This window comes from Actinoplanes sp. NPDC026623, assembly GCF_040638275.1.
Taxonomy (GTDB): domain Bacteria; phylum Actinomycetota; class Actinomycetes; order Mycobacteriales; family Micromonosporaceae; genus Actinoplanes.
The window spans coordinates 1-25,128 of sequence record NZ_JBEZXZ010000132.1; the positions used below are offsets into that span (position 1 = coordinate 1).

Genomic DNA, 25,128 nt, shown 5'->3' on the forward strand with positions numbered 1-25,128 from the left:
GTGGTGCCGAGCGCCGCGGCGGCGGCGGCCAGCTCGGCCGCGGCGGCGGCGTGCTCCTCGGCGTGCTCACGCCACTTCTCGGCCTCCTGGCGATGGGCCTCGGCGCGGTCGGCGGCGGTCTTGGCATTGTGGGTGGCGATGGTGGCGTCGACCGCGTGCGCGGCCGTCGTCGAGGCTCCGACCGCGGCGACCGCGGCCTGGTGCATCCCCTCGACGATGCGGGACCACTCGGCGCCGTAGTCCAGGCCGGCCTCGATCAGCACGTCGGACTCGGAGATGGCGGCGACGGAGGCGATCCGGGCTCGTTCGGCGGCCTGCTGTGCGAGCGCGAGCTGGGCCGTGACCTCGGTCTTGGCCGCAGACAGCTGGGCGGTCATCTCGGCGTCGGTGCCGGCGCCGGCCAGGATCCGCTGCGCGGACCTCGCGGCGTTGGCGGCGCCGGCCATGGCGTTCGACGCACGCTGCAATTCGTGTACGGCGTTGCCGTGCGCCACCAGCATGCGGCGGCGCGCGTCGGATGCGCGGGCCGCCCGCTGGGCCAGGTCGGAAAGGTCCTGGGCGGCCTTGTTGCGAGCCTCCAGATCGGCCAGGTACTGCTCGCGGGCGGCCGCGTCGGCGCGGGCCGCGGTCAGGTATCCGCCGTTCCAGAAGGCGGCCACCGCGGCGTCGTCACCGGCCGAGGCAGCCGTCGCTGCTCGTTTCATCTCCGAGCCGTCGGCGGCGGTCGCGGCCAGGGCGGTCAGCCGATCGCGGAGCAGTTTCCTGCGATCGCGCTCGGCCGTGGCGGCCTGCTCGTCGCGGGTGCGGGCGATGCCGGCGCCGTAGGCCAGGAACGACTCGCGGTCGGCGTCGGTGCCGCGCAGCACCCGGGTCACCTCAGCGTTGAAGTAACCGCCGGGCGTGCCGGTGCCGGCCATCGCCTGGATCGTCGCCAGATTCTGCTGGGCGGTCAGCGTGCGGCGGTCCTCGATCTGCTGGGTCAGCTGCCCATGCGTCACGAACAGGAACGTCTCGATCGCGCCGGGCGCGGTGGAGGCCAGGGCAGCAGCCGCCGCCTCCCGGAGCTCGGGCTCCTCGCCCAGCTCGGCGATGTTGACGACCAGGTCACGCAGGACGGGGTTGGACGGGAAGGTGACGCCGGTCTGCCCGTCCCACTCGCTGGTCTCCAGCGGCGGAACCGGGATGGGCGTGCCCTCGGCGGCCGCCCTGACCGGCAGGGCGGCGTGGGCCGGTGGGGCCGGCGCGACGAGCAGGCCGGTTGCCAGCAGCAGGGCGGCGAGCAGGTGTCTCATGCCGCGCTCCCGGACATCCGCAGCTCACCGGCGAGCGCGTCGGCGAACAACCCCGACCAGTACGAGGCCTCCTCGGCCGCCAGCTCCACCGCTGAGGCCCAGCCCTCGGCGGTGGACCCGGCACTGCCCGGGATGGACTGCCAGTTGAGGCCGGTGGCGCCGTTGGCCGCGGCCACCACCTGCTGCCAGTTCGCGGCCTGACCGCGCGCGACCTGCTCGGCGTCGGCCCACAGGACCCGGGGCGTGCCGGTTCTGGTGGCGACGTCGGCCCAGGCCGAGGCCGCGGCCGCGCGGGCCTGCTCGGCCGCCTCGCCGGCGGCGGCGAGCGCGGCCTCCTCGGCGGCCCTGGCGGTGGCTACCAGGCTCTCGATGCCGGCCCGCCAGCGAGCGTCCTCGTCCGAGGTGCGCCGGCGGAACGCGGCGATGTCGAGCTCGCCGGCGTTGGCCCAGCCGTACGCGAAGAACTCGACCAGGTCGTCGTCGGTGGCCGCGGGTCGCAGGGCGAAGGTCGCGGCCGCGCGCACCTGCTCGCCCGGGTCGTTGTCACGCAGCAGGGCCACGAAGTCGCGGTCGAACTGCTCCAGGGCCGCGGCCTGCGCGCCGGTGGCTTCCCGTGCGGCCCGGTCGCGGGCCTTGGCCGCCTCGTATCCGGTGCGGGCGAAGGCCTCCCGGTCGGCCGCGTACCGGCTGTTGAGCGCGAACTGCGCGGCCGCGTGCACCTCGGGTGCGAACTCGACAGTGTGGGTGGCCAGCACCCGCTGGCAGACGTCGATGTTGCGGGAGTCGTTCAGCGCGGCGCGGGCCAGGGCGAATCTGTATCCGGAGTCCCAGAAACGGGTGATCGCTGTGTCCACGTCGGAGCTGACCAGGGCGCCCCAGGCGGCGGCGCGCACCGAGGACCGCGGGTCGAAGGAGGCCACCGCCCGGGTCAGTGACCAGGCGGCCGAGTGTGGTTCGGCCGCGACGGCGGCTCGCGGGGCGATGTAGGTCGCGCACAACAGGACCACGGCAACGGCGAAAGGAATACGCGCTCTCCCATTCATCGGGCCAGCCAACCATCGTCACCGATCGTTTTTCGGAAACTGGCCGGAAGCGGCCACGGATCGGAAACGGGAATGGATCGAAAATGTATCGGCGCCGCTATAACCGTTCTTGCCGACTCCGGGAGGAATAATGAGATCGTCGGGAAAGATATTGGCGGGTGTCGCCGCCGTGCTGACCCTGTCAGGCCTGATCGCCATGGCCCCGGCCGCGTCCGCGGCCCCGGCTCACCAGCTGGCCGCGGCGGCCACCCTGGAGTCCTCGATCGAGGCCCGGGTCCGCGCCGCCGCCGTCGTCGGCGTGGTCGCGCCGGACAGCTGGCTGGTGCTCGGTGAGCGTGACTTCGTCTTCGAGATCTGGAAGAACGCCGCCGACCCGTCCGAGGTGCGCGCGGCCGCCGAACTGGCCCTGACCAGTTGCACCGCGACGCTCTACGTGCCCTGCACGGTCTACATCGAGTCGGGCATCCACGCCGCCCGGGAACGCGATGTCGCCCAGCAGGTACGCGACGCCACCGCCGCCCGGGAGGCGCGCGAGATGAAACAACGGGCGCTGATGGCGCTCGAGATCCCGGTGACGCCCGAGCTGCTGCTCCTGCCCGACCGCGACTTCGTGTACGCGATCTACCAGCACGCCACCGGCGACCGGGTGCGCACGGCGGCACTCGCCGCCTTCGGCGGCACCGCCCAGCAGCAGCGCGACTTCATCACCACCGGCGTCCTGACCGCCCGCGAGCAGGACCGGCTGGCCGAGATCGAGGCCGATCAGGCGGCTACCGAGGGCGAGCGGCTGGCCCTGATCGAGCGGGAGGCCCGTCGGCAGGCGGCGCTGGTGCTCGGCGTGGTGCCGACCGAGGCGATGATCCAAATGACCGACGAGAACTTCGTGCGCTGGGTCTGGACCACCGCCGCCGACACCACCCAGGTCTACGTCGCGGCGATGGCCGCCCTGCGCAGCGCCGACCCGGCCGCGTGGCGGGCGTTCATCCACGACGGTATCCACGCGGCCGACCACCGTGACCTGGAGGCCGAGCTGGCCCGGATCGCCGCCCAGAACCGGCAGCGCGTCAGCGCCATCGAGGCCGCGGCCGAGGCGGCCGGAAAGACCAACCTGGCGCGGACCGCCCGCACCGCGCTGGCCGGCTCGGACGCCGACGTCGACTACTTCCTCTACGTGGGCCAGTACCAGGTCTCCGACAACGAGTGCGGCAACCCGGCCCTGGCCACCGACGCCTCCGGTTGGGGCTCACTGAGCAGCAGCATGACCGGCGCCCGGCAGGCGACCACCGATCAGGCCACGCCCGGCTGGGAGTTCGCGCTGACCGGCGGCGCCGCGGTCACGGCCGGCATCTACCTGCCGCAGCAGCGGGTGCTGCCCGGCGCGATCTGGGACTTCGGCGTCGATGTGCGTACACCCGGCGACCCGGCCCGGGCTCGGATGGAGATCGACTGGTACTCGGCCGACGGCTCCTACGCCGGCCACGGCAACAACGGCTACCTGCCGGTGGACGGCACCACGGCGTACACCCGGATCTCCGGCCGCTTCACCGCCCCGGCCGGCGCGGCACGGGCCAACGTCCTGGTCCGGGCCACCGACCTGGTCGCGGGCAGCGGATTCCGCACCACCGCGTGCGCCTACAAGCCGAACCCGGCGCCCGACGTGAAGGCGACCGCGGTGGCCGGCAACGGCATCGGCGTGATCAATTGGACGACCACCCGCACCGACATCGTCGGCTGGAACGTGGGCCGCGACGGCACCGACACCAGGGGGAGCGGTCCCTGGGCGACGGACGCGGCGGCGGGCGTGCGCACGTGGCAGTTCAACCTGCTGACCAACGAGACCGCGTACTCGATGATCTTGATACCCCGGACGTCGACCGGAACACTCACCCCGGTCAGCGTGCGCGTCGTGCCGAGCCTGAACCCGCCACCGGCCGAGGGCGGCACCGGCAACGGAGTGGAGGCGGCGGTGCGCTTCAGCTGGGGCACGCCGATCGCGCAGTTCAGCGACGAGTTCGACTACACCGGACGCCCCGACCCGGCCAAGTGGAGCGACGCCGACGAGTGCTGGGACAACCCGCACGCTGACGGCGGTCAGCGCTGTGCGAGCGCCACCAAGGTCGAGGGCGGCCGGCTGCTGATGGCCGGCGCCGCCAACGGCACCACCGGTTGGCTGCAGAACGACTGGAAGACCAGGTACGGCCGGTGGGAGGCGCGGGTACGCTCGCGCAACACGGCGTCGAGCAACGGCCGCACCTACCACCCGCTGCTCATCGTCTGGCCCGATCACGACGCGTGGCCCGAGGAGGGCGAATACGACTTCCTGGAGAACAGTGAGCCGGGCGCGACCTGCGCGGTGGCGTTCCTGCACTACCCGTCGCTCAACGACGATTCGCCGCAGGAGAAGGCCAAGGAGACCAATTGCGGCGCGGCGCTCAGCGAATGGCACAACGTCGCCTTCGAATGGACGCCCAACTACATCCGCGGCCTGATCGACGGCGTCGAGTGGTTCCGCTATTCGGGCGGAGCCAACAGCACCCGCCGCGCCATGCAGACGATGGCCTCCGGCCACCTGACCATCCAGCTCGACAATTTCGACGGCGTCAACATGACCCCGGCCACCTACGAGGCCGACTGGGTGCGCGTCTATGCGGCCTGAAGTACCGATGATTCTGACGCTCCTGCTCGCCGCCGGCTGCGCCGGGAAGCCGCGGGCGGTGAGCCCGCCGCCCGCCTCTTCTCCGGCGGCTTCCTCAACGCCGTCTCCCTCGTCGCCGGCGCCCGATGACGCCGGCCTGCGGGCCTGCCGCGACATCAAGAAGATCGTCGACGACGGCAACAAGGTGACGATCAGGCGGTTGGCCGAGGTGGGCGACGAGGGCGCGGGGTCGATCGACAGCCACGTCGCGCGGGCGGCCCGGCTGCTCTCCGACTTCGCCTCGGTGGCCGCTCTCCAGATCCAGGCCGGCGCCGACCCGGCCGAGAAGGCCGAGTCACTGCGCGCTGCGATCAGGGACCTCGTCGAAGCGTGCGAGGCCTCCTCCTATATCTGAGTGACACGGTTGCGGGGTGGAGGCCGCGCGGGGTAGCCCGGTCGGGGTGGTGCCGGCGGCGAGTCCGGCGAACATGGCGGTCGAGGGGCGGCTGGCTTCGAGGCGCTGTATCGCCGGCACCGTGATCGACCCGGGCACCCGGCTCAGCCGGATGTCCCGGGTCGATCGTCGCCGTCAGGCGTCGGGGAAGGTCGCGAGGAAGCGGGCCGTCACATCGGTGGTGAACTGATCGGGCAGGGCCGCGTACTCCGCGGGGGTGAGGAGGTGCTTCCTGGCCGCCGTGATGGAGTAGATGGCGGTGCTGGACACGTCCCGCAGCAGCGTGCCGTCCGTGGGCCGGCTGCCGAGCAGACCCAGCAGGCCCGCCGGCACGTTGATCGCGGCCGGGACGCCGAGCTGGGCGTACTCGGCGGCGTTGAGGAGGAACTTGGCGCCGTTGACGACCTGGTAGACGGCGGTCGTCGCCGGGTCACGCAGGAACAGCGAGCCGGCCGGCCGGGTGCCGGTGACCGCGGCGGCGAAGCCGTGCGGGACGTTGACCGCGGCCGGGTTGCCGAGCGCGGCGTACTCGGCCGGGGTCAGGTGGTACTTGGCCCCGCCGACGATCTGGTAGATCGCGGTGTCGCTGAGGTCGCGCAGGAACGAGTTGTCGGCGGGCACGACGCCGAGCCGGTCGATGAAGCCGACCGGCACGTTGACCGCGGCCGGGCTGCCGAGCTGGGCGTACTCGGCCGGGTTGAGGAGGTACTTGGCGCCGTTGATGGCCTGGTAGATGGCGCCGCTGTCCGGGCTGCGCAGGTAGCCGGAGGACGGCAGGGTCGCGGTGATCGACAGGATCAGCCCGTGCGGCACGTTGGTCGACGGCGCGCTGTCCAGGGCGCTGTACTCCGACGGTGACAGGTGGTACTTGGCGCCGCCGACGATCTGGTAGATGGCGCCGTCGGTGATGTCCCGGATGAAGCTGCCGTCGCGGGGCACGGTCGCGGTGCGGTCGATGAAGCCGGCCGGCACGTTGATGGCGGCCGGGTAGCCCATGTTGCTGTACTCGGCCGGGGACAGGTGGTAGCGGGCGCCGCCCACGATCTGGTAGATCGCCGTGGTGCCGGGGTCGCGCATGAAGACCGAGTCGACCGGCACGGAGGCGGTCACCAGGGCGATGAAGCCGGCCGGGACGTTGGTCGCCGCGGGGCTGCCCAGGCCGGCGTACTCGGAGGGGTTGAGGTGATACTTGGCGCCGCTGACGACCTGGTAGATCGCCGTGCTGGCGGGGTCGCGCAGGAACGTGTTGTCGGCCGGGACGGCGCCGAGCCCGGCGACGAGCCGGGCGGGCACGTTGCGGGCGTACGGGGCGCCCATCGCCGCGTACTCGGCGGGGCTCAGGTGGTACTTGGCGCTGCCGGCGATGACGTAGATGGCGCCGTCGCCGGCGGTCCGCACGTACGTGCCGTTCGCGATGATGCCGGGCATGCTCGCGAACGTGCCGGCGGGCACCGCGGTGGAGGGCGGGGACCCGAGCTCGGCGTACTCGGCGGGGGTCAGGTGGAACGGTGCGCCGCCGACCACGAGGCTGATCGCGCCGTTCGGCTCGCGCAGCACCGAGTTGTCCGGGCTGCCGGGCGGCGGCCCGTCGTCGGTGATGTTGTTGTACCGGATCGGGATGTACGTGGTCAGCTCGCTCCAGCCGTCCCTGCCGATCTTGCCGGCGTTGTTGGCGGCGTTCGGATTCTGTACCGTCTCGCCGGGGTTGTTGAACGAGTACACGTAGGCGCCGTCCTCGTGCCGGTTCTCGTTGACCCAGCGGGCGAAGAGCTCGATGTGCCCGACGCGCAGCACGGCGTCGCCGGCCTTCAGGTCGTGCAGGCTGGGCAACTGGTGCTTGCCGGGCCAGCTCAGGAAGGTCCTGGTGCTGCGCGAGTCGGGCAGGTGCCAGGCCATCGAGACCAGGCCGGAGCAGTCCCGCCGGTAGGTCTTGCCCTGTGGGTCGGGCATCCAGGTGCCGGTCTGGGTGTAGGTGAAGCCGCGGTCCACCCAGTACTGCGAACGCTGCAACGTCTCCGAGCGGGTGATCGACCCGCCGATGCCGGACGCCGCCGCGGCGGCCCCGGCGCCGAGGACGGCCGCCACGGTCCCGCCGGCGGCACCCACCACCAGGGCGGCGGAGAGTGCGGTGCCGGCCGTGAACGCACCGTGTAACCTGCCGATTCTCATGAATTCCCCTCACCGATGTAAACGGGAAGCTCCACTATGGAGGCCGCTGCAAACGTCGGGCTCCATAGTGGGCAGGGCATCGATGCGTGTCAACAGTGGATTCCAACCTCGTCGTAGAATGTAATCTCGCATTGACACGGGCAGGGAGGATTCGTACGGTGACTGGCGAAAAGCACGCGCGCCGCACCTTCGCCGATCGGCTGGACGAGCTGTTCCGGACGGTCGTCTCCGGCGAGGGGCGGCCGTACAGCACGCGGGCCGCGGCCGCCGCGCTGGCGGAACTGGGCTGCCCGGTCTCCCACACGCACGTCGGCAAGCTGCGCCGCGGCGAGGCCGACCCCCGGCGCTCCGAGATGCAGGCGTTCGCCACCCTGTTCGGCGTCAGCCTGGCCTACTTCACCCAGGACGACGGCGACGACGGCGAGGCCGACCGCCGGCTCGCCCGCGCCCTCGGCGATCCGGCGATCCAGGCCGTCGCGATGCGGATGGGCGAGGCCGAGATGTCCGCCGCCGGGAAGGCGGCGGTCGCCGCCATGGTCGAGCAGGTGGTGCTGCTGGAGCAGGCGGCGCGCCGGCGGCACCAGCCGCCCGGCGACTGAGCGGCCGGAAACGCCGCCGCCTGCGCGTATCTACGGGGGACGGTCGGCTACGGTGACGCGGTGAGGCAGGGCCGGTGATGCGAGTGCCAAGGCGGATCCCGTGGCCGGCGATCGGGCGCCGGCGCCGGACGGGCGACTTCCCCGAACTGGTCGAGCAGGCCCGCGGCGGCCTGCACACGCTGGGACTGCGCGGCCGGTTCACCGCCGACCGGCTGCACGAGGCGCTACAGGCGTACCGGGGCCGTCCGGTGCGGGTGATCGCCCAGCCCCTGCCCGCGGGCGGCCCGCACGGGCTGTGGGTCGCCGGCCGCGACGCGGACTATGTCTTCTTCCCGGCGACCGCCTCGCCGGTGCGGCGACACGTGATCGTCGGGCACGAGTACGGCCACATGCTGTTCGACGACGTCGCCGACCCGGCCCTCACCCCGGACGATCCGGCGCGCATGGACCCGGCGGCCCTGGCCGCCGCCGCGCACCGGGCCCGCAGCTCCTACGAGGAACTGCCCGAGCGCCGGGCGGAGATCTTCGGAACCCTCGTCGCCCAGCGCATCACCGACTGGTCCTGGCCACCGGCGCGGGCCACCGACGGCGACGACGCGGCGCTGCAACGGCTGACCGGGCTGCTGGAGAGCACGGACGAGAGTGGATGACCTCCTGCTCGCCGCCGCCGTCCCGACGGCCCTGATCAGCCTCGGCCTGGCCGCCGGCAAGCTGTGGGATCTCGTGCACCATCGCCAGGACCGGCTGCGCCGGCTGCTGGGGGTGACGCTGGCCATGGGCGCGTTCGCGGTGTCGCTGCAACCGGTCAGCGCCCGCGTGGATCAGCTGGTCGGCCTGCTCGACGTCTGCCGGCTGGTCGGCAACGTGCTTGCCGTTGCCATCGTCGCCACCGGGCACGCCTTCCTGCTGCACACCCTGCACCCCGGCCCGGCGACCCGCCGCCGGGTCCGCACCCAGTACCTGATCATGGCGGCGTGCGCGGCGGCGCTGATCGGCTCGTACGCGCTGGCGCCGTCGCCGTACCGGATCGACGACCCGTTCGTGCGCGGCGGGGAGTACTACGCCTCGGTGCATCCGCCGCCCGTGCCGTACCTGGTCGTCTACCTGGGCTACATGCTGTGGCTGCTGCCCCAGGTGGGCCGGCTGTGCGCCCGGTACGTCCGGGTGGCCCGCCGCCACACCGTGCGGCTCGCCCTGCGGATGATCGCCGCCGGCTGCTTCCTCAACTTCGCCAACGTCGGCCTCAAGCTCACCAACCTGGCGGTACGCGACCAGCCGGCGGTCTCGTCGACGCTCTACCGGCTCACCTTCCTCATGTACGCGGTCGCCGTCCTGGCGATGGTGGTGGGCGTGATGATCCTGGCCTGGGGCCGGTGGCTACGGCTGGACGAGCTCGCCGAGCACGTGCAGGCCTGGCGGGCATGCCGCCGGCTCCGGCCGCTGTGGGCGCTGGTGGCCGAGGCGGCGCCGCGGGTCACCCTCGGCGAGTGGCCGGCGTCGCGGGGCCGGCCACTCGTCCTGTCGGGCGCGCGGATGCGGCTGATCAGGATGACCACGGAGATCCTCGACGGGTACGCGGAGCTGTGCCCGTGCACGAACCGAGGGGTCGCCGTCGAGGCGCGCGCGGCGGCCGGCCGGCGCGGCCTCACCGGGGAACGCCTGGAGGCGGCCGTGGAGGCCCGGGTCGTGACCGAGGCGGTGGCGGCGGCCCGGTCCGGCGCGCCCGGCGTGGTCCGGGCGGAGATCGTCGACCTGCCGTCGGCCAGGGCTGCGGCCGCCGGTGACGCCGGCACCGAGGTCGCCTGGCTGATCGCGGTCGCCGCGCACCTGCCCGAGCACTGAAGGAGGTCGTACCTGCGCCGCCGTGGATTGCGGGCCGCACCGCAAAGGTGCGACCCGCAACAGATCGAGTGATCTCAGATCAGCGGAGGCGGACCGTCCGCTCGTCGTGCCGGCGTGCGGCCGTCACGGCGTCCACGGGGAGGTGAGCACCCAGCTCACGTCGTCGGTCCAGGCGTTGGCCGAGTCGAAGGTGTTCGAGCCGCCGTTGCTGGCGATGTACACGTTGTTGCTGTAGTGCCGGATGAAGCGGTCCGGAAAGTTCACCGAGGCGAACGAATTTCCCTGACCGTTACGGCCGGCCTGCGGGCAGAAGGTCGCGTCCTGGGCGAACAGCGACGTGCCGTCGTTCGCGGCCAGGCGTAGCTGATAGTTCTGGTGGCGCAGGTAGCTGCCGGAGGTGTTGCGCGACTCGAGCGACACGCACGAGCCGTTCGAAAGGCCGGCCCGGACGATCCAGCTGGCGTTGGCCTTGTCCGTCGCGGAACTGGACGAGCTCACCACCTGGGTGCTCACCGTGCTGCCGGAGTGCGCGATGTAGCGGGTGGTGCAGCACGCGGTGGTCGCCCGCAGCGAGACGGTCGAGCCGGGCGTCACCACCGGACCGCCGCCCGATCCCGACGTCGAATAGCCCGCGGCGTTGATGTTGGCCTGTACGGAGTTTTCGGTGGCGTCCGACGGGTAGCCGGAGGTCATGACACCCTCGTAGAAGGTGCCGGCCGAGCCGTGGCTGTTGTCGCCGCCGATGCCGAGAATGATGGCGCCTTCCTTCTTCATGGGGTTGTAGCCGGACACGTTGGGCCGGGCGCCGTTGTAGAAGGTGGACAGTCCGCCGGATTGGGCGTTGCCGCCGCGGATGGCCCAGTGGTTCGGTTCGCCCTTGACGACGGCGGTCAGGAACCGATGGCTGATGGTGGGGTCGTTGGCGTTGTATCCGGCGTTGACTCCGGAGAACAGGCCGTTCTCGAGGTCGGCCATGATCCACGGGCCGTTGCCGGTGCCGTATCCCCAGACCTTGATGTTGCCGAAGTAGATGGCTTCCATCGTGCCGTTGCCGTTGTCGCGGCTGTTCCTTTCGGCATTGCCGTAGTCGAAGCAGCAGCCACCGTTGTAGTGGGTGCCGTCGAAGATGGCGTACATCCCCTCGGGCTGGTCGCCGGTGGCGATGCCGTTGGTGTTGTTGTTGCGGTAGCCGGTGCCGGCCGCGACGTAGACGCCGTACGCCTTCTGCCCGCCGACGGTGATCGGTGCCGCCTTGGCGTCGGCCAGGTTGTCGTAGCCGCCCGCGGCCGGGCCCTGGAATCCTCCGGGCGGGGCCTGGGTCAGGTTGTTGTGGCGGCTGGTCTGGTCGTAGATGATCGTGATCAGGCAGCTGGTGTTGGCGCAGAAGGTGTCCTGCGTGGCGGCGTTGGCGGTGCCGCCGGCGGCGAGCACGCCGATGTCCCGGGTGGCGTTGTCCGATGCGCGACGGACCTGGTAGAGCGACCCGCCGTAGGAGCCGAACAGCGCGCGGGTGGTGCTGTGCGCGGCGACGCACGGCGTGCCGCCGGACGCGTAGATGTCACACGGTCCGGTCCCGGCCGCCTGCGAGGTGCCGGGCGTGCCCAGCAGGCCGGCGACGAGGGTTCCGGCGGCGACGACGGCCAGCAGGGTCTTCCGCAGACGCGTTGGTGGTGCCATCTTGCTTCCTTTCCGTTGCCTGGGGATTGTGGCTAGCCGGGCTGTTCCGGGCGTGATTCTTCCGCGCGACACACAAGGAAGTGGCGCGCAGAGAGGTACCCAAGAATGTCCCTTGGCGCAGGGGAATGCCTGGCAGCAAAAGGGGCGGCGTCCCGTCGGCGGTAAACCTCCCCTCGAACGTCGAGGCCAACCGTGGCGCGCTTGTGAACGTTAACATGAAGCACACATCGAGGAAATGCTCTGCGCCTCTTCAGCTGATTCGGACGGCTGTCTTGCGCAGGGCAAGGCAGGTTGGCGCCTCGATGCCGCTGCTTGCGTACTGCGGCGATTGCTTGACGTTGAAACCTGTTATGTCACTCGGCCTCGCCGGCCACCTGCCGGCACGGCCGTTCTGAGATCGTGGATCATGGGATGAGGCCGAGGATGGTGAATGTGGCTTGGCGCGCGAGAGTCGGGCCCACCTCGCCGCATGTTTGGGTCCCACGCGTCGACTCGTGGTTTCTGTGGTCGTGAGTTCGCGGCTCTGGCGCACTCTTCGTGAAGGGACGCTGGGATCTTGGGTGACGGCCAGCGATGATCCGTTTACCTCGCATACTCAGGTATGTGATCGATGATGTTGCTGCCGTCCGGGAGGTTCGGCGATTCGCTGACGCCCTGCGTGAGATTCGGGGACGCCTGTTCCGAGACTTGGCGCCGATCGCGGACGTGGCGGCCCTTCTCTCTGCGGTTCGGTCGGCTCGGAAGTTGCCTCTGGAAGGGTGACCAGTAGCGGCATTCAGTATGTCGTTCACGGTGCAGGTTGCCGGATGACTGCTGATGACGGGCGGGAAGTCGATGTCGATGTCGTTGTCGATCCGGCGACGGGCGACGAGGTGGAGGCGTTCGACGCCTGGCGGGTTCGATGGTTCCTCGACGAAGCGGCGGATGGCGGGCTGGAGATCGCGGACGTGACTGCGGCGTGCCGCCATCTGGCCGAGGTCGGTGCGCTTCGCGAAGTGGTCCCCGAGCGGTGGTTCGCGCTCGTGCAGGATTGAGATGCTTCGGCTTTGGTCATCGAGGTGCGAGCAGGACCCTCTTGCGCAACAGATCGAAGCCGGCCCGACCGTACATCTGTCGTTTGATCATCTTGATGCGTTGACGTTGCCCTCGACCGGTCCGGAACTGAACGGCAAGGGCTTCAGAAATCTCTGTCGTGCACTGCTAGCGGCTCCCTATGGTCCTCGAATGAGGATCACGCTGCGAGCTCTGACAGACGAAGACATTGAGGCGCACAACGCCGGTGAGGACGAGCACACCGTTCGCTGGCTGAACGGCGCCCCCGGCACCGCCGAGACGACGGCCGCCCACTTCGACAGCCTGGCCGACAACGCTCGCGCGGAGCGCGGCAAGCGAGGCTTCGGCGTGTGCCTCGATGACCACCTCGCCGGATACGTCGACTGCGACCCGGATGTCACGGACGGCCTGGAACCCGGCGACGTCAACATCAGCTACGCCGTCCACCCGTGGGCACGCGGGCACGGAGTCGCGGGTGAAGCCGTACGTCTCATCCTCGAGTACATGCGCGAGAACCGAATCGGAACACGTGCCGTCGTCCGAGTCGATCCCGACAACGTCGCATCCGTCTGCGTCGCCGAGAAGAGCGGCTTCATCTACGTCCACGACTTCACGTCCGGCACGGACAGACACCCCGATGGAACGCGTCAACCTGTCTCTGGCTTAGGTCGACCGCCCGGGATCACCGGCGCCGAATACTCTGCTGCCCGGCAGGCCAGGCCAGGCAGAACGTCGGTCAGGACAGGGCGAGCTGGTCTTTCGGGCTGCGCCGTCGGGCGGGATGCGCTCGAATGAGCCCGCAGGCAGCGCGACGCGGCGGTCGCACGCCGTGCAGGGGCAGCGCCACCGGAAGGGCGGACCCACGGTCCGCCGCACCGCGCCGAGCGCCACAGATCGCTGCCGACCTCGCAGCGGCGCTGCGATGAGTCGGGGGCGTTGGCGATGCCCTCTCATCGGCTGGAAACCCGCGTCGACGTTGGGTCCAACGTCGCAATCGGCGTCTACGCAGGGTGACAAGGCGGCCCTGTATTAATCTCGGCCGCTTACTCCCGATGGTCAACAAGCGGCGCTTGCTCTGACGAACATCCGCGGGGACCGGCAGCGCGAGTGGCGCCGAAAATGGGTTCTGTCCCGGGAAGCGTGAAGCGCTGTAGTGACACCCTCGCCCCAACTCGACCGCGTCATACCTGACCTGCGGGAGTGCTCCGAGCGCAGCCCGGGGCAAGGAGATCAATCACGCTTGACGGGACAGAACCGAGTTTGGGCACCACATGTCGCTGAGTTTCGGCACCATCGAAATCTCACCCATTTCGATGTTCGCGAGTTGGGCTCCACTCCCAGCGGGACCTGCTCACGCATCGTCGGTCGGCCTCGCCGTTCACGCACGGTGACGGGTGCCTGAGGCATGGCACGCCTTGTCTGCGGCATGACAGTGAGCCGGCGGACAGCCCTCGCAAATAGCCTGCTGGCCGCGCTCGCGGTGCGCCGCGGTGAGTCGGACAACATGTGCGACGTATCCGGCGTGGAGGCGGTACCACTGCGAGATGGCTTCGGTGAGCTCAACTGGCCACCGTTCACGCTCGCCGGACTCAATGTTGCCGAATGTGATCATCTAGGTTGGGAGAGACCTAATGAGGTGCAGCGGTACCTACGAATACCTGGACGGCCCCGAGGAACAGGCGCGGCTCGATGCGGTGCGCCGCTACCAACTGGTGGATGAGCCGGTCGACGACACGTACGAACGGATCGCGTTCGTCGCCGCCGCCCTTTTCGACACTCCAATCGCGACGGTTTCCCTGGTCGAGCAGCATCGCGTCTGGCTCGCCGCTGCCTATGGCCTGCCTGACGTCCGCGAGGTCGGCCCGGAGCCCGGCTTATGTGCCTCGGCGATCGCCCAGGACGGCGTTTATGTGGTCAACAACGCGGCCACCGACCCGCGGACGCACGAGCACCCCCTCGTCCGCGGCGAACTGGGCCTGCGGTTCTACGCCGCAGCGCCGATCCGGACCTACGACGGATACCGGCTGGGTACGGTCAACGTGATCGACAATCAGCCGCGCGAGACGGCGCAACGACAGCTGATCGCCCTGGAGCACCTGGCCGCGACAGTGTCCGACGAACTTGAACTACGCCTGCTGGTGATTCGCAGCGCCATGGCCGAACAGCGCATGCGAGAAAAGGTCAACTGACTGAGAAAGGACGCGGTTCTCGCCAGCCGTAACACGCTGCGCCCGCACCGGCCCCTACGTGGAGGTCTGGTACGGCAAGCGTCTCGGACCACGATCCCACAAATCAGGCGACCGCCCGACGATCACCGAATAGGGACGCCTCCGCCTGGACGAGCAGCAACGCGCTCGGCCGACAAATTGCTGGCCGAGCTATAGGGAGGACGGGCAAATCTTCACCCACATGTTGGACATGACCGAGTGCGCTCTCTTCGGCCAGATGGGTCATCGCTGGCCTTCACCCAAGATCCCAGCGTCCCTTCACGAAGCGTGCGCCAGAGCCGAGTTCGGGACCCAGGAGACGCGAATCGCCGATGTCGTGCGGTACGGCGCCTATCCGCGTGCCGGTGGATAGCGGATCTCGGCCAAGTCCTCGGCCAGATCGGCGAGCCTGGCGTCTGGGTTCAGTCGTTGCACCAGCTCGTCGGTAAGCGAACTGAGCGCGAGGATCTCAGCGACGGCGTCCTCGTGGACCGTGGCCTCGTAGTAGTCCTGCGCGAAGCGCTGGTAGGCAATGCCGGTTCCGTCGAGCAGGGTCTCAAACAGCCCGTTGGCACCGTCGGGGTCATCGCCGTCGGGTAGCTCGATATCGCCCGTGTGCCAGCGGTCGTCACCACGCTGGCGCCATAGACAGACTGTGGCTTCCAGGACGCCATCCTTGTGACTGAAGGCGGGTTCGTTGAGGCTGCCGGCGAACACGTCCGGGACGGCCGCGACCAGCCCTGGCCACATCTGCCCACTGCGGTACGGGCTCATCACCGATTCGTGGTCAAAGCCTCGGATGAACGCTCCGGCCGGCGAGAACACGATCGAGTAGGCGTCACCGGAACCGTTCCTCATCGAGGCCATCTCCTCCTCCGGCCCCCATCGGGAGTCAAAGGAGAAGTACCGTGATTCCCAGTCCGGGCTCATGATCGCGTCGAGCGTTGCCAGCGCTTGAGATCGCCGGCGAAGCGTCGCAATGTCCGGCAAGGCGAGAACTACCTGGTGGACTGGCACATGAACATCTAACCCTGCGCTCAGACTCGCCATGATCCGGTCCACGGATTCTGCCCTCTGCGGAGGCGAAACTGATCAGATAGGAACATCGATCGCCGGTGGTGTGGGCGGTCTGATGCGCGTTGGCCTGCACTTTGTTCACCAGTTCGGGTCCCACTTCGATCGGGTGGATTCGATGTTCGCCAGTTTCGGCCCCACCCGCGGTGGTGGGAGCATCTGCGGGTCTGGACGGGAGCCCGCCGATGCCGCTGATATCGAAGGTCGACCTGTTCGCGGCGATCCGCGGGACTCGCGCGCCGGCATGTCCGTGCGGGGGATGGCCAGCGAATACAAAATGAGCCGCCGCACGGTCCGCGCGGCTCTGCAGTCGGCGTGGCCGCAGCCTCGCAAGCCGATGCCGCCACAAGCCTCGAAGGTGGACGAGTTCAAGCCGATCATCGACGAGATCCTGCGCACGGACCTGGACGCGCCCCGTAAGCAGCGGCACACGGTGACACGGATCTACGACCGGCTGATCACCGAGCACGACATGCGCGAGGTGTCTTACTCGGTGGTGCGCCGCTATGTCGCCGACCGCAAGCCGAAGATCCGTGTCGAGGCAGGCCACGGCCCGGTCAACGTGCTGTTCGCGCTGCGGCTGTCGTTCTCCGGTAAGGCCGTCCATCAGATCTTCGCCTCCGGCGGGACCGAAGCGTTCCTGGAAGGCCACGTCCACGCGTTCACCACGCTCGGCGGCGTCCCTACGGGCAAGATCCGCTATGACAATCTGCGAGCCGCGGTCGCGCAGGTCCTCGGGTTCTCCCGGCAGCGGGTCGAAACAACGCGATGAGCGGGCGTTCCGTTCTACTGCCAGCAGCTCACACGGCAGCCGACTGTGTCCGACGCCGCTTGACGCGTTACGGGTTGGCATCGCCTGATGCGGGACACTCCGCCGAATGTCGATGGAGATCACCGGGCGGAGCCGGGGTCTCATCGTCCTCGCTTTCCGCAGACAGGTCAGCCGGACGACCAATGGTGCTCGTTGCCGTCAGCGCAGCGGCGAACAGGACCATCTGGTTCACCGCGTTGAGGAAGACCAGCAAGCCGACTGCACCGGCGACAATCTGGTACGTGGGATTGGCTTCGGTGCGCTGGACGTAAAGACGGCCGAGGGTCTTGAGTAGTTCCAGGCCGACAGCCACCAGGAGCGCCGGCCCCAGCACGCGGCGCACCGGCATCCGAAGGCGTGGTAATCCGGTCAGCATGCCGCCGGCCAGGGCCGTGTTCACCCCAATGCCGAGCAGCAGCCCAACCGCGCCTAGCAGCCACCGCGACGGGGTGGCGTCGGTGTTCGCCGCAGCGACCACCCGGTTCGCGGCAACGGTGGTGCCGTATGCCACCGACAGGGAGGTGGCCAGCAGGACGCCTAACCCGGCCAGCACCAGTAGATCGACGAGCACGCGGACGACGAGCTTGCCCGGGTATTCGGGCAAATCCCAAATCCTGCGGATCGACGAGCGCAACACGTCGACCCAGAACCACGCGGTGATCGGCAAGCCGATGAACGCGATGATCCCGGCGGTTCCCCGGGCGTTGAGTAACGCCTGTACGTCGACGTTGGGCAGGTTCTCCGCGACGTAATGTTTTACCGAACGCAGCACCCTCGCGTCGTCCAGGACGAACCCGAAGATCGCGAAAGCCAGCAGCCCGAGCGCGAAGGTCGCGAAGAACGCGTAGTACGTCACCGCGGCGGCGAGCCTGCCACCGTCGGCCTCGTCGTAACGCACTCCTGCACGGATCAGGTGATCCAGCCAGCCGATGCGGAGACGGAGCCGCCGCCAGCTCACCGCAACCCATCGCACGAAACGCCGAGCCGTCACGCGGGCAGCATTACCCGCCGACCGGTCGAGCTACGCCACACGTCCAGCAGTCTCACCTTTTGCGAGCATCTGGCGACCGGCCTCAGGCCGTCTCGGCCTCCCTACCGTCCCTGAGTGACGGCTCGGTTGGGTGACCGTGAGCCGCGGCTCGATAGGCAAACCTCGCTTGTCTCTCATGTCTGACCTCCGCAACAGGCGATTGACCGCTACCGATAGTGTTGGCCTGTTTGCGGGGGGCGTGTACTTCGTGGGTGAGTTGGCAGAGCGGCTGAGTCTGCTGGTCGTCGAGGCGGTGACGCCCGACGGCGGGATCTCGGCGACCGTGACGGGTCCGGGCGAGGTGCGGGTCAGCTTCGCGGCGGACGCTTACCGGCAGTATCGGGCCCCTGTTCTCGCGCGCCAGTTGGAGTCGCTGGCGACGGCGCTCTGGGTGCGTTACCGGAGGCGTTACCTGGAGATCGTGTCGTCGTGGACGGACCGGGACGACGAGCCCGATGCGACCGATGACGATCGCGAATTTCAGCGGCGCCTCGGGGATCTGCAGGTCGTCGGCGTGTCGACGGGTGGCCGGGTGACCGTTCGCAGCCGTGCTCTGGTGTCGTGGCACGTCGAGATCGGCGAGGAGCCGGTAGGGTCGCTGACCGAGTCGGAGTTCGTGGCCGAGCTGAGCGGCGCGATCGTCGCGTTGCTGGCCGACCACCGGGCGAAGGTGATCCTGCTGACGGACGCGGTCTACGACATCGGCCTGCCTCGTTCGATGCGGACCGCCGGACAAGGAGTGCCATGACCGACGACCGGCGCGGGTTGCGCCGCCTGCAGGCGGGCCACTGGCTGCTGATCGGCATCGTGGTCGTGCTCGTCGCGGCCGGCATCGCCGTTGTCCTCACCCGCGGTGACGCCGCGGACCCCGTCGTGACGGGACCCACCGGCACGCCGGCCGTGAACGCGTCGGCGAGACCGCGGGCGGACTGCTCACCGGAGATCACGGCGACCTGGGCGGACGCGGACAAGGCCAAATTCGGGTTCGTGTACCGCAGCCGGTGCGACCAGGTCGTCCGGGAGCTGCGGTTCCGAGTGACGGTGCTGGACCCGGCGGGCAAACAGGCGCCCGACGGTGAGGAGACCGCGTACGGGGGTGTGCTCTTTCCTGGTGGGGAACTCGCCGCCGCCGGTGGCCTGCACGTGAGCAAGGACCAGAAGATCGGCGGCCTGCGGGTTCAGGTGATCAACTTCGGCGTCTACCCGCCGGGGGACTTCTCCGCGTGGGCGAAGGTCGAGGTCACCGACCTGACCCGGGGCAGGCCCGATGGATTCGGGCGCTTCGACGTCGGCGGCACGGTCGTGGCGCAGCCGCCCTCGGCGCCGGTCTGTGTCGCCGAGTTCGTGCTGGTCATGAGGGACGAGGCGGACAAGGTGATCTACGCCGATGTGGATCCGGCGACCGGGCAGACGCTGTTGAAGCCGGAGTTCTCGGTCGGCGCGCTGCCGGGCCTCGATTTCACACGTACCAGGATCTACGCACCGCAGACGCCGCGCACCGAGCAGCCGCCACGCGCGGGCATGCCGTGTAACGGCTCTTGACGCAGCCGTACCAGAATTGGGGGGATTTGCGATGGAGGGTTGGCAGTTCGCCGCCGAATTGTCGCAGCTACGGATCGTCGGCCGGGTCGACCTGCCGGCGCTCAGCTCCACCTTCGCGGCGATGAACCGAGCCGTCGACAGCACCGCCGCCGGTGAGGCGGCGGCCTTCCAGGCACCCGGTGGCGGGACCGCGGCGACTCACGCGGTCTGGGCGGCGCTGCGCGACGACTTTCAGAACGTCCTCGGCAACACCGCCACGGGCATCCTGAACGCCGGGGTCGCGATCGAACATGTCGTGGACGCGTATGTCGCCACCGATGAGGCCGCGCGTACGAGTCTGGAATCGGCGTGGGCGAACGGGCAGACGCCGGGCCTGCAGGAGGCCGAGGAGAGATTCGTCCAGGGTCCGCCCCCGGCCGTGGTGATCAAGGATGGCGGGGTGTAGCGATGGCTTTCACCTATCACAGCCCCGCCGAGTTGCAGACGCTCGGTGAGAAGATCCGCGCCAAGGCCGTCCAGGTGACCATGGATCAGGCCGCGTCCTACGCCTCCGCGCAGCAGGCCGCGAACAACGACGCCACCCGTTCGGACACCGGGCAGCTTCCGCAGGTGCCCGGCTACACCACGCCGGCGCACGGGCGGCCGGATGACGAGAGCAACCTGCACGCGTACGTGGGGCAGGCGTACGCCGGGATCCCGGCGCTGTTCGCCGCCTCCGGCCTGCGCGGCGTCGTGCTGTGAACCCGGCTCGCCCCCGATCCGCTGCACGGCGGCGGCATGCCGAAGCGGAACATGCCGGCGACGTGGGAGATCGCCGATGACAGCCGGCTCCGGAACATCCGACGCCGCGGAACCGCGACGGCGTAGCCCAGCCTCGGGCACAGCGTGCACGTCGAGGTGTCCGGGCTCGAACAGGGCCGCGTCTACTTCTACCGGTTCCGGGTAGCCGGGCAGGTGTCCCGGGGACGGGTGCACCCGCACCGCCCCCGTCCAGCATCAGCGGGTCGCCTGGGTGCCGCAGGGCCCGATCCAGCGAGGCCCGCAGTTGGCCGCTATCGGCTTCGAGCCGGCACAGCTCGGCCGATGGGGCCTACGCCATTTCCAGGGTGGCCTGGCGGGTCTGCGTGAGCAGGTCGGCGAAGTCTGCAGCGGTGACGGGCCGGCTGAAGAAATAGCCCTGGATCGCCGGGCAGTCGGCGTCGCGTAGCGCCTCCCAGTCGGCGAGGTCCTCGACGCCCTCGGCGACGACGGACATGTTGAGCGAGCGGGCCAGCCAGAGTACGGCGGAGATGATCGACTCTTTGCGGGTGTCGTGTGCCAGGCCGGCGACGAAGGAGCGGTCCAGCTTGACGATGTCCGCGGGAATGGACTGTAGCCAGGTCAGTGAGCTGTATCCGGTGCCGAAGTCGTCGAGGGCGATGCGTACGCCCAATGCCTTGATGGCGTGCAGCCGGTCCTGCAGGTCGGCGGAGTTCGACAGCAGCGCGGTTTCGGTGATCTCCAGGACCAGCCGGGACGGGTCGTCGAGGCTGCCCTCGGCCAGCAGCCGGGCGAGCGTGGGGACGAAGTCCGGTTCGGTCAGCTGGCGCGGGCTGACGTTGACCGACACGTAGCCGAGGTCGTCGCGCCACCGGTGCAGGTGGTGCAGGGCGGAGGCGAGCACGTGCTCACCGAGGGGCACGACGAGGCCGGTCTCCTCGGCGGTGGTGATGAAGTGGCCCGGTGCGAGGATTTCGCCGTCGGGGGTGCGCATCCGGACCAGGGCCTCGGCGCCGACGATGAGGCCGGTCGCGGGGGAGACGATGGGCTGGAACCAGACCGGCAGGGTGGTCACCCGGTCGCCGTCGAGGGCCTGCCGCAGCCGCGACTCGGCGGTGATGCGCTGCTGGATCGCCACCCGCATCTGGTCGTTGAAGATCTCCAGGCGGTTGCCGCCGGCGCGCTTGGCCGCGTACATGGCGGTGTCGGCGGCCCGCACGGCCTGCTCCGCCTGCTCCGGGCGGTGTGCGACGGCGAGGCCGATGCTCAGTGCCATCTGTACGTGCCCCTGGGGCACCGGCAGTGGCTGGGCCAGCGATGCCAGCACCGCCCGGCCGATGTCGAGGCCGATCTCCTGGGGGCCGGGCACCGCGACCACGAACTCGTCGCCGCCGAGGCGGGCGACCAGCGAGCCGCGCGGCACGGTCAGCGCCAGCCGGGCGGCCAGCGCCCGCAGCACGTCGTCGCCGCCGGAGTGCCCGGACGCGTCGTTGATCGTCTTGAACCGGTCGATGTCCAGGTAGAGCACGGACACCGGGGCGCCGCTCGCGCCGAAGAGCTCGACCAGGTCCGCCTCGAACGCCGACCGCGACAGCAGCCCGGTCAGCGGGTCCTGCCGCAGTTGGCGGCGCAGCGCGGCCTCGTGCTCCTGCTGGCGTGTGACGTCCAGGCTGTGCACGAACAGCGCCTGCAGCCGGCCGTCCCGGTCGCGTAGGGGGTTGCTGTGGGTCTCGATCCAGATCAGCGAGCCGTCGTCGTGACGCCGATACGACCGGGTGAGGATGGCGCCGGCGCCGGGCGCGTTGATCAGATCACTCATGAGCCTGCCGTGCCCGGAGCCTTCCGGGGTCAGCGGCACGTCGCGAATGCTGTAGCCCGGCGCAAGCGTCTCGGGCAGGCCGAGCCAGGTCCGGAACGCGGAGTTGGTGCGCAGCAGCCGGCCGTCGGGAGCGATCATGGACATCGGCACCGGCGTCTCGTCGAAGGCCACGCTCAGCTGAGCCTCGGTCGCGGCGAGGCTGTCCTGGACCCGCCGCTCCTCGGCGTCGGTGAGCCGCCACGCCACCACCTGGAAGGCCGTCGCCGCCAGCACGCCGAGACCGTGCAGCAGCGCCAAGACCCACGGGTGCGCGGTGGTGCCGTGGTGGTTGTAGGCCTCGTCGCTGACCAGGGTGCCGACGACGACGTGGTGCAGGGTGGCGCCGATCAGGAACACGCCGAAGGGCGCCCAGTCGCGGTACAGGGCCAGGGCGGCGACGGCGACGAAGAACGCGAAATGCGCCTCGGTCAGCCCCTGGGAGACGGCGACGAAGCCGCCGCACGCGAAGATCAGACCAAGCGCGACGAAGATGGAGGACGGCCGGCGCGGGCGCAGCAGCACCGCACCCGCCAGGCACGGCAGGATCAGGGCATCGGTCACCAGCCAGGCCGGGTCGAACCCGTCCCGCACCACACCGAAGACGGTCAGCACGACCGTGCTCAGGGCGAGCAGCAGCGTCAGCACCCGATGGCGACGCGTCCAGTCCTCGTCGCACAGGCCGCTACCGGACGGAAACCAACCACGCATGCTCGTAACCCCCGTTGCGCCGGCCATCACGAACCAGATCGGCCCAGCCGATCTCGGGCTGAGCGGCGGGCGGTTGCCGTCGGGTTGTCCCGAAGCAGCGTGCCGGGTCGGGCGCGGTGCGGATGGGTCAGCCGATGCTGATCCAGGCGTCGTCAAGGGCACCGTGGAACTGGTCGTTGTTCCAACCGACTCCTTTGGCGCCGAGGGTCAGTGGTTCGGCGTTATGGACGGTGAGACCGGCGGGGATGGTGGTGGCGCCGCGAGTGAAGCCGTCGACGAGGATGGACAGGCGGGCGCCGTCGCGGCGGCATTCGACGGTGTGCCAGTGGCCGTCGGCGATGGTGACGCCGCTGCGCGCGAGGTGGATGATTCCGGTGCCTTCGCTGGCCATGGCGCAGCTGGGTTTACCGGGGCGGCTGTCGACCTGCAGCTTGTATTGCCCACCTGCGGCGAAGCGGCCCTTCTGCAGGATGTTCTGCCCGCCAGTGGTCTGTGTGGGGCTCAGCAGTACGGTGGCGCCGAACCGGATCGGTCGAGTGCCGGGGCTGAGCCTGGGGCGGCTTGCAGCCTCAAGCGCGACCCGCGGGCAGTCGAAGTCGCGACAGACCGCCGGGAACACCACAGCGTGGCCCGTGCCGTGCGCGACAGTGCGCAGGGTGCCACCGGCGCGGGTGAACACATTGAGCAGGTTCCCGTTGCCGGAGCCGTCGTAAAACCTGCCGCCGGCGCCGATGGACTCGAAGTTGTACGAGGCCACCACCCCCGATCGGCCGTCGGGGATGCCCGGCCTAGCCCAGCCGGCCACGTCGAACGCTACGTCTCGTTTCTGGATCCGGGCGCCGGTCGCGGTGTACGCCGATCCGTTCCAGGATGGCGCCCGCGGCGGCGCGCCGGCGACCGCGGCTCCGGCCACGACCAGCAGTCCCCCAACCACCAGGCCGGCGGTCGCGCCGCGCCCGAGGGCACTCAACATGATCCTCTTCATCACCATGGCTCGGACGATATATGCATCGAAGTCTGATTAGATGGTGTTTGTTCCGGTAGGGCCTGAGCCTCCGATACGCGGCGGGCCCGCTGTCATTCATCAGGATGACGAGGAGGAATGCTCCCGGTGGTGCGTCCCGCTTCCCTTGCGGTGGCACCGGCGCCCGGCTGACCGGCCGGAGATCGGGACCCCCTGCCGGGCGGCTCGGGGGCCAGCCACTCGTAGGCCGCGGTGCGGGCGGAGAAGGTCGGCCAGGTGGCCGCGGAGTTGGACCGGGTGCACAGCATCCAGCGCGCGGTCGACGTCGGCTCGGTGGACGCGATCATCGGCGCCGCCGAGTTGCGCCCACGGATCATCGAGGCGATCGAGCACGGCATGAAGCGCTGACGGCCGGGAAGGTCACCCGCTCAGGAGCGTTCGAGGCGGCGCGCCAGATGGCGCCCGGTCGCGCTGTCCCCGGCCTCGGCGATCGTGGTGGGAGGGCCGGTCGCGACGACCTGGCCGCCCGCGTCGGCGGCGCCCCGGACGCGCACGAACCGGCTATTAACGTCGTTTTTCACCAGGTCTGCATACCCTGTTCGGCGGCGCGAATCACCGCCACGAGCGCTCCCATCACCTCGGCGCCGGGTTTGCGGGTATGAAGATCCGGTCTTGCAGGGCCGTTGAGGCTGGCCCGCGATCGTTTCGAGTCAGCACACCGCACCGCCTGGGGGAACGAGAAGTGAAGCTCTTCAGCGATCGCGGGCGGTGACCTGCGCCTCCGCTGGTGGTCTCGGGCAGCCGCTGGGCGAAGGCGCGGAACCTTTCGCGGCCGGTTGGCGGGTGTTTCAGGTAGCTGCTCGCAGCGGATGGAGGGCGGTGGCTGGCCGAAAGGTCGGGCTGCAACGCGTAGGCAACCGTGCGGGACCGCGGGGTGCACCGGACGGCCGCGAATCTTCTTCATGTGACCGGCCAACGGGGGCCGGGAACGAACCCGGGGGAGATTCACTTGACTCGCTACACGGTGCGCAAGGTCGTTACGACGGTCGGCGTGATGCTGGCCGGTGCCGGCGCTTCGCTGGTCACCATGACGATGACCGCCGCACCGGCGCAGGCCGCACCGGCCGCGCAGGTTGCGACCTCCACGCTGCAGACCCAGCTGGTGACCTTCACCAACAACACGCGGGTCCGGGCCGGCTGCAAGGCCCTGCCTGTCGACTCCCGGTTGCTGTCCGCGGCGCGCCGGCACTCCGCCTATCAGGCCCGTACCAACAAGATGAGCCACGTCGGGGCCGGCGGTTCCACCTTCATCCAGCGCGGTGTGCGGGCCGGTTACGCGCACCCGCACAGCGAGAACGTCGCCTATGGCTACCGCACCGCTTCCGAGACGATGAAGGGCTGGATGAACAGC

24 protein-coding genes and 1 pseudogene are annotated in these 25,128 nt (G+C 69.8%); 16 read left to right on the top strand and 9 right to left on the bottom strand.

The features are described from left to right. A partial coding sequence (locus AB0F10_RS30560) for a hypothetical protein (RefSeq protein WP_360632651.1) occupies positions 1–1,292 on the bottom strand: 1,292 nt, incomplete at its 3' end. Continuing rightward, positions 1,289–2,299, bottom strand: coding sequence for a hypothetical protein (locus tag AB0F10_RS30565; protein ID WP_360632654.1), 1,011 nt, complete (start codon positions 2,297–2,299; stop codon positions 1,289–1,291). The genes AB0F10_RS30565 and AB0F10_RS30560, both read right to left, overlap by 4 nt. A gap of 205 nt (positions 2,300–2,504) precedes the next feature. On the opposite strand from AB0F10_RS30565, the gene AB0F10_RS30570 reads away from it, so the two are divergent. Continuing rightward, positions 2,505–4,991, top strand: coding sequence for a glycoside hydrolase family 16 protein (locus AB0F10_RS30570; protein WP_360632656.1), 2,487 nt, complete (start codon positions 2,505–2,507; stop codon positions 4,989–4,991). A 7-nt stretch (positions 4,992–4,998) separates the two neighbouring features. Continuing rightward, positions 4,999–5,385, top strand: a complete 387-nt coding sequence (locus AB0F10_RS30575; RefSeq protein ID WP_360632659.1) for a hypothetical protein — start codon at positions 4,999–5,001, stop codon at positions 5,383–5,385. Between the two features lie 174 nt (positions 5,386–5,559). Here the strand turns inward: AB0F10_RS30575 and AB0F10_RS30580 are convergent, their stop codons facing one another. Continuing rightward, positions 5,560–7,593 (bottom strand): hypothetical protein, encoded by a 2,034-nt coding sequence (locus AB0F10_RS30580; RefSeq protein WP_360632662.1) that lies wholly within the window; start codon positions 7,591–7,593, stop codon positions 5,560–5,562. Positions 7,594–7,751: 158 nt separating this feature from the next. Here AB0F10_RS30580 and AB0F10_RS30585 point away from each other — a divergent pair, with 158 nt between their 5' ends. The 3 genes from AB0F10_RS30585 (at position 7,752) to AB0F10_RS30595 (ending at position 10,034) form a co-directional block, all read left to right on the top strand. Then, positions 7,752–8,192 (top strand): hypothetical protein, encoded by a 441-nt coding sequence (locus AB0F10_RS30585; RefSeq protein WP_360632665.1) that lies wholly within the window; start codon positions 7,752–7,754, stop codon positions 8,190–8,192. 77 nt (positions 8,193–8,269) lie between these two features. Then, positions 8,270–8,842 (top strand): hypothetical protein, encoded by a 573-nt coding sequence (locus AB0F10_RS30590; RefSeq protein WP_360632668.1) that lies wholly within the window; start codon positions 8,270–8,272, stop codon positions 8,840–8,842. Next, positions 8,835–10,034 (top strand): MAB_1171c family putative transporter, encoded by a 1,200-nt coding sequence (locus AB0F10_RS30595; protein WP_360632671.1) that lies wholly within the window; start codon positions 8,835–8,837, stop codon positions 10,032–10,034. The genes AB0F10_RS30590 and AB0F10_RS30595 overlap by 8 nt, the downstream gene beginning before the upstream one ends. Before the next feature lie 123 nt (positions 10,035–10,157). Here the strand turns inward: AB0F10_RS30595 and AB0F10_RS30600 are convergent, their stop codons facing one another. Then, entirely contained in the window at positions 10,158–11,711 is a 1,554-nt protein-coding gene (locus AB0F10_RS30600; protein ID WP_360632674.1) for an alpha-L-arabinofuranosidase B, read from the bottom strand. An 806-nt stretch (positions 11,712–12,517) separates the two neighbouring features. Between AB0F10_RS30600 and AB0F10_RS30605 the strand changes: the two genes are divergently transcribed. From AB0F10_RS30605 to AB0F10_RS30615, 3 genes are all read left to right on the top strand, one after another. Then, entirely contained in the window at positions 12,518–12,745 is a 228-nt protein-coding gene (locus AB0F10_RS30605; protein ID WP_360632677.1) for a DUF6896 domain-containing protein, read from the top strand. Positions 12,746–12,935: 190 nt separating this feature from the next. Then, positions 12,936–13,559 carry a GNAT family N-acetyltransferase gene (locus AB0F10_RS30610; RefSeq protein ID WP_360632680.1) on the top strand — a complete coding sequence of 208 codons (624 nt, stop codon included), beginning with the start codon at positions 12,936–12,938 and terminating at the stop codon, positions 13,557–13,559. An 899-nt stretch (positions 13,560–14,458) separates the two neighbouring features. Next, complete coding sequence (locus tag AB0F10_RS30615) at positions 14,459–14,953, top strand: GAF domain-containing protein (protein ID WP_360632683.1); 495 nt, start codon at positions 14,459–14,461, stop codon at positions 14,951–14,953. 369 nt (positions 14,954–15,322) lie between these two features. On the opposite strand, the gene AB0F10_RS30620 is transcribed toward AB0F10_RS30615, so the two are convergent. After that, a complete protein-coding gene (locus AB0F10_RS30620) occupies positions 15,323–16,021 on the bottom strand; it encodes a hypothetical protein (protein WP_360632719.1) in 699 nt (232 codons plus the stop codon). Positions 16,022–16,091: 70 nt separating this feature from the next. On the opposite strand from AB0F10_RS30620, the gene AB0F10_RS30625 reads away from it, so the two are divergent. Beyond that, positions 16,092–16,817: a hypothetical protein gene (locus tag AB0F10_RS30625; RefSeq protein WP_360632686.1), complete on the top strand. Its 726-nt coding sequence runs from the start codon at positions 16,092–16,094 to the stop codon at positions 16,815–16,817. A 67-nt stretch (positions 16,818–16,884) separates the two neighbouring features. On the opposite strand, the gene AB0F10_RS30630 is transcribed toward AB0F10_RS30625, so the two are convergent. Continuing rightward, positions 16,885–17,847, bottom strand: coding sequence for a YhjD/YihY/BrkB family envelope integrity protein (locus AB0F10_RS30630; protein ID WP_360632689.1), 963 nt, complete (start codon positions 17,845–17,847; stop codon positions 16,885–16,887). A gap of 175 nt (positions 17,848–18,022) precedes the next feature. On the opposite strand from AB0F10_RS30630, the gene AB0F10_RS30635 reads away from it, so the two are divergent. The 5 genes and pseudogenes from AB0F10_RS30635 to AB0F10_RS30655 form a co-directional block, all read left to right on the top strand. Beyond that, entirely contained in the window at positions 18,023–18,634 is a 612-nt protein-coding gene (locus AB0F10_RS30635; RefSeq protein WP_360632692.1) for a hypothetical protein, read from the top strand. Next, a complete protein-coding gene (locus AB0F10_RS30640; protein ID WP_360632695.1) occupies positions 18,631–19,428 on the top strand; it encodes a hypothetical protein in 798 nt (265 codons plus the stop codon). Before AB0F10_RS30635 ends, AB0F10_RS30640 begins: the two co-directional genes overlap by 4 nt. 31 nt (positions 19,429–19,459) lie before the next feature. Beyond that, on the top strand, positions 19,460–19,873 hold the full coding sequence (locus AB0F10_RS30645) for a hypothetical protein (protein ID WP_360632698.1): 414 nt from the start codon (positions 19,460–19,462) through the stop codon (positions 19,871–19,873). A 2-nt stretch (positions 19,874–19,875) separates the two neighbouring features. After that, positions 19,876–20,169: a hypothetical protein gene (locus AB0F10_RS30650; protein ID WP_360632701.1), complete on the top strand. Its 294-nt coding sequence runs from the start codon at positions 19,876–19,878 to the stop codon at positions 20,167–20,169. A gap of 141 nt (positions 20,170–20,310) precedes the next feature. Further along, positions 20,311–20,556 (top strand): annotated as a pseudogene (locus AB0F10_RS30655) (hypothetical protein); the annotation flags it as partial. Here the strand turns inward: AB0F10_RS30655 and AB0F10_RS30660 are convergent. Continuing rightward, entirely contained in the window at positions 20,519–22,753 is a 2,235-nt protein-coding gene (locus AB0F10_RS30660) for an EAL domain-containing protein (protein WP_360632704.1), read from the bottom strand. The pseudogene AB0F10_RS30655 and the gene AB0F10_RS30660 sit on opposite strands and share 38 nt — an antisense overlap. Positions 22,754–22,880: 127 nt before the next feature. Next, positions 22,881–23,666: a LamG-like jellyroll fold domain-containing protein gene (locus tag AB0F10_RS30665; protein WP_360632707.1), complete on the bottom strand. Its 786-nt coding sequence runs from the start codon at positions 23,664–23,666 to the stop codon at positions 22,881–22,883. Positions 23,667–23,993: 327 nt separating this feature from the next. Between AB0F10_RS30665 and AB0F10_RS30670 the strand changes: the two genes are divergently transcribed. Next, complete coding sequence (locus tag AB0F10_RS30670; protein ID WP_360632711.1) at positions 23,994–24,125, top strand: hypothetical protein; 132 nt, start codon at positions 23,994–23,996, stop codon at positions 24,123–24,125. A 20-nt stretch (positions 24,126–24,145) separates the two neighbouring features. Here AB0F10_RS30670 and AB0F10_RS30675 read toward each other — a convergent pair whose 3' ends face one another. After that, positions 24,146–24,298 (bottom strand): hypothetical protein, encoded by a 153-nt coding sequence (locus AB0F10_RS30675; RefSeq protein WP_360632714.1) that lies wholly within the window; start codon positions 24,296–24,298, stop codon positions 24,146–24,148. A 428-nt stretch (positions 24,299–24,726) separates the two neighbouring features. Between AB0F10_RS30675 and AB0F10_RS30680 the strand changes: the two genes are divergently transcribed. Then, positions 24,727–25,128: CAP domain-containing protein (locus AB0F10_RS30680; RefSeq protein WP_360632717.1), on the top strand; the 402-nt coding region annotated here is incomplete at its 3' end.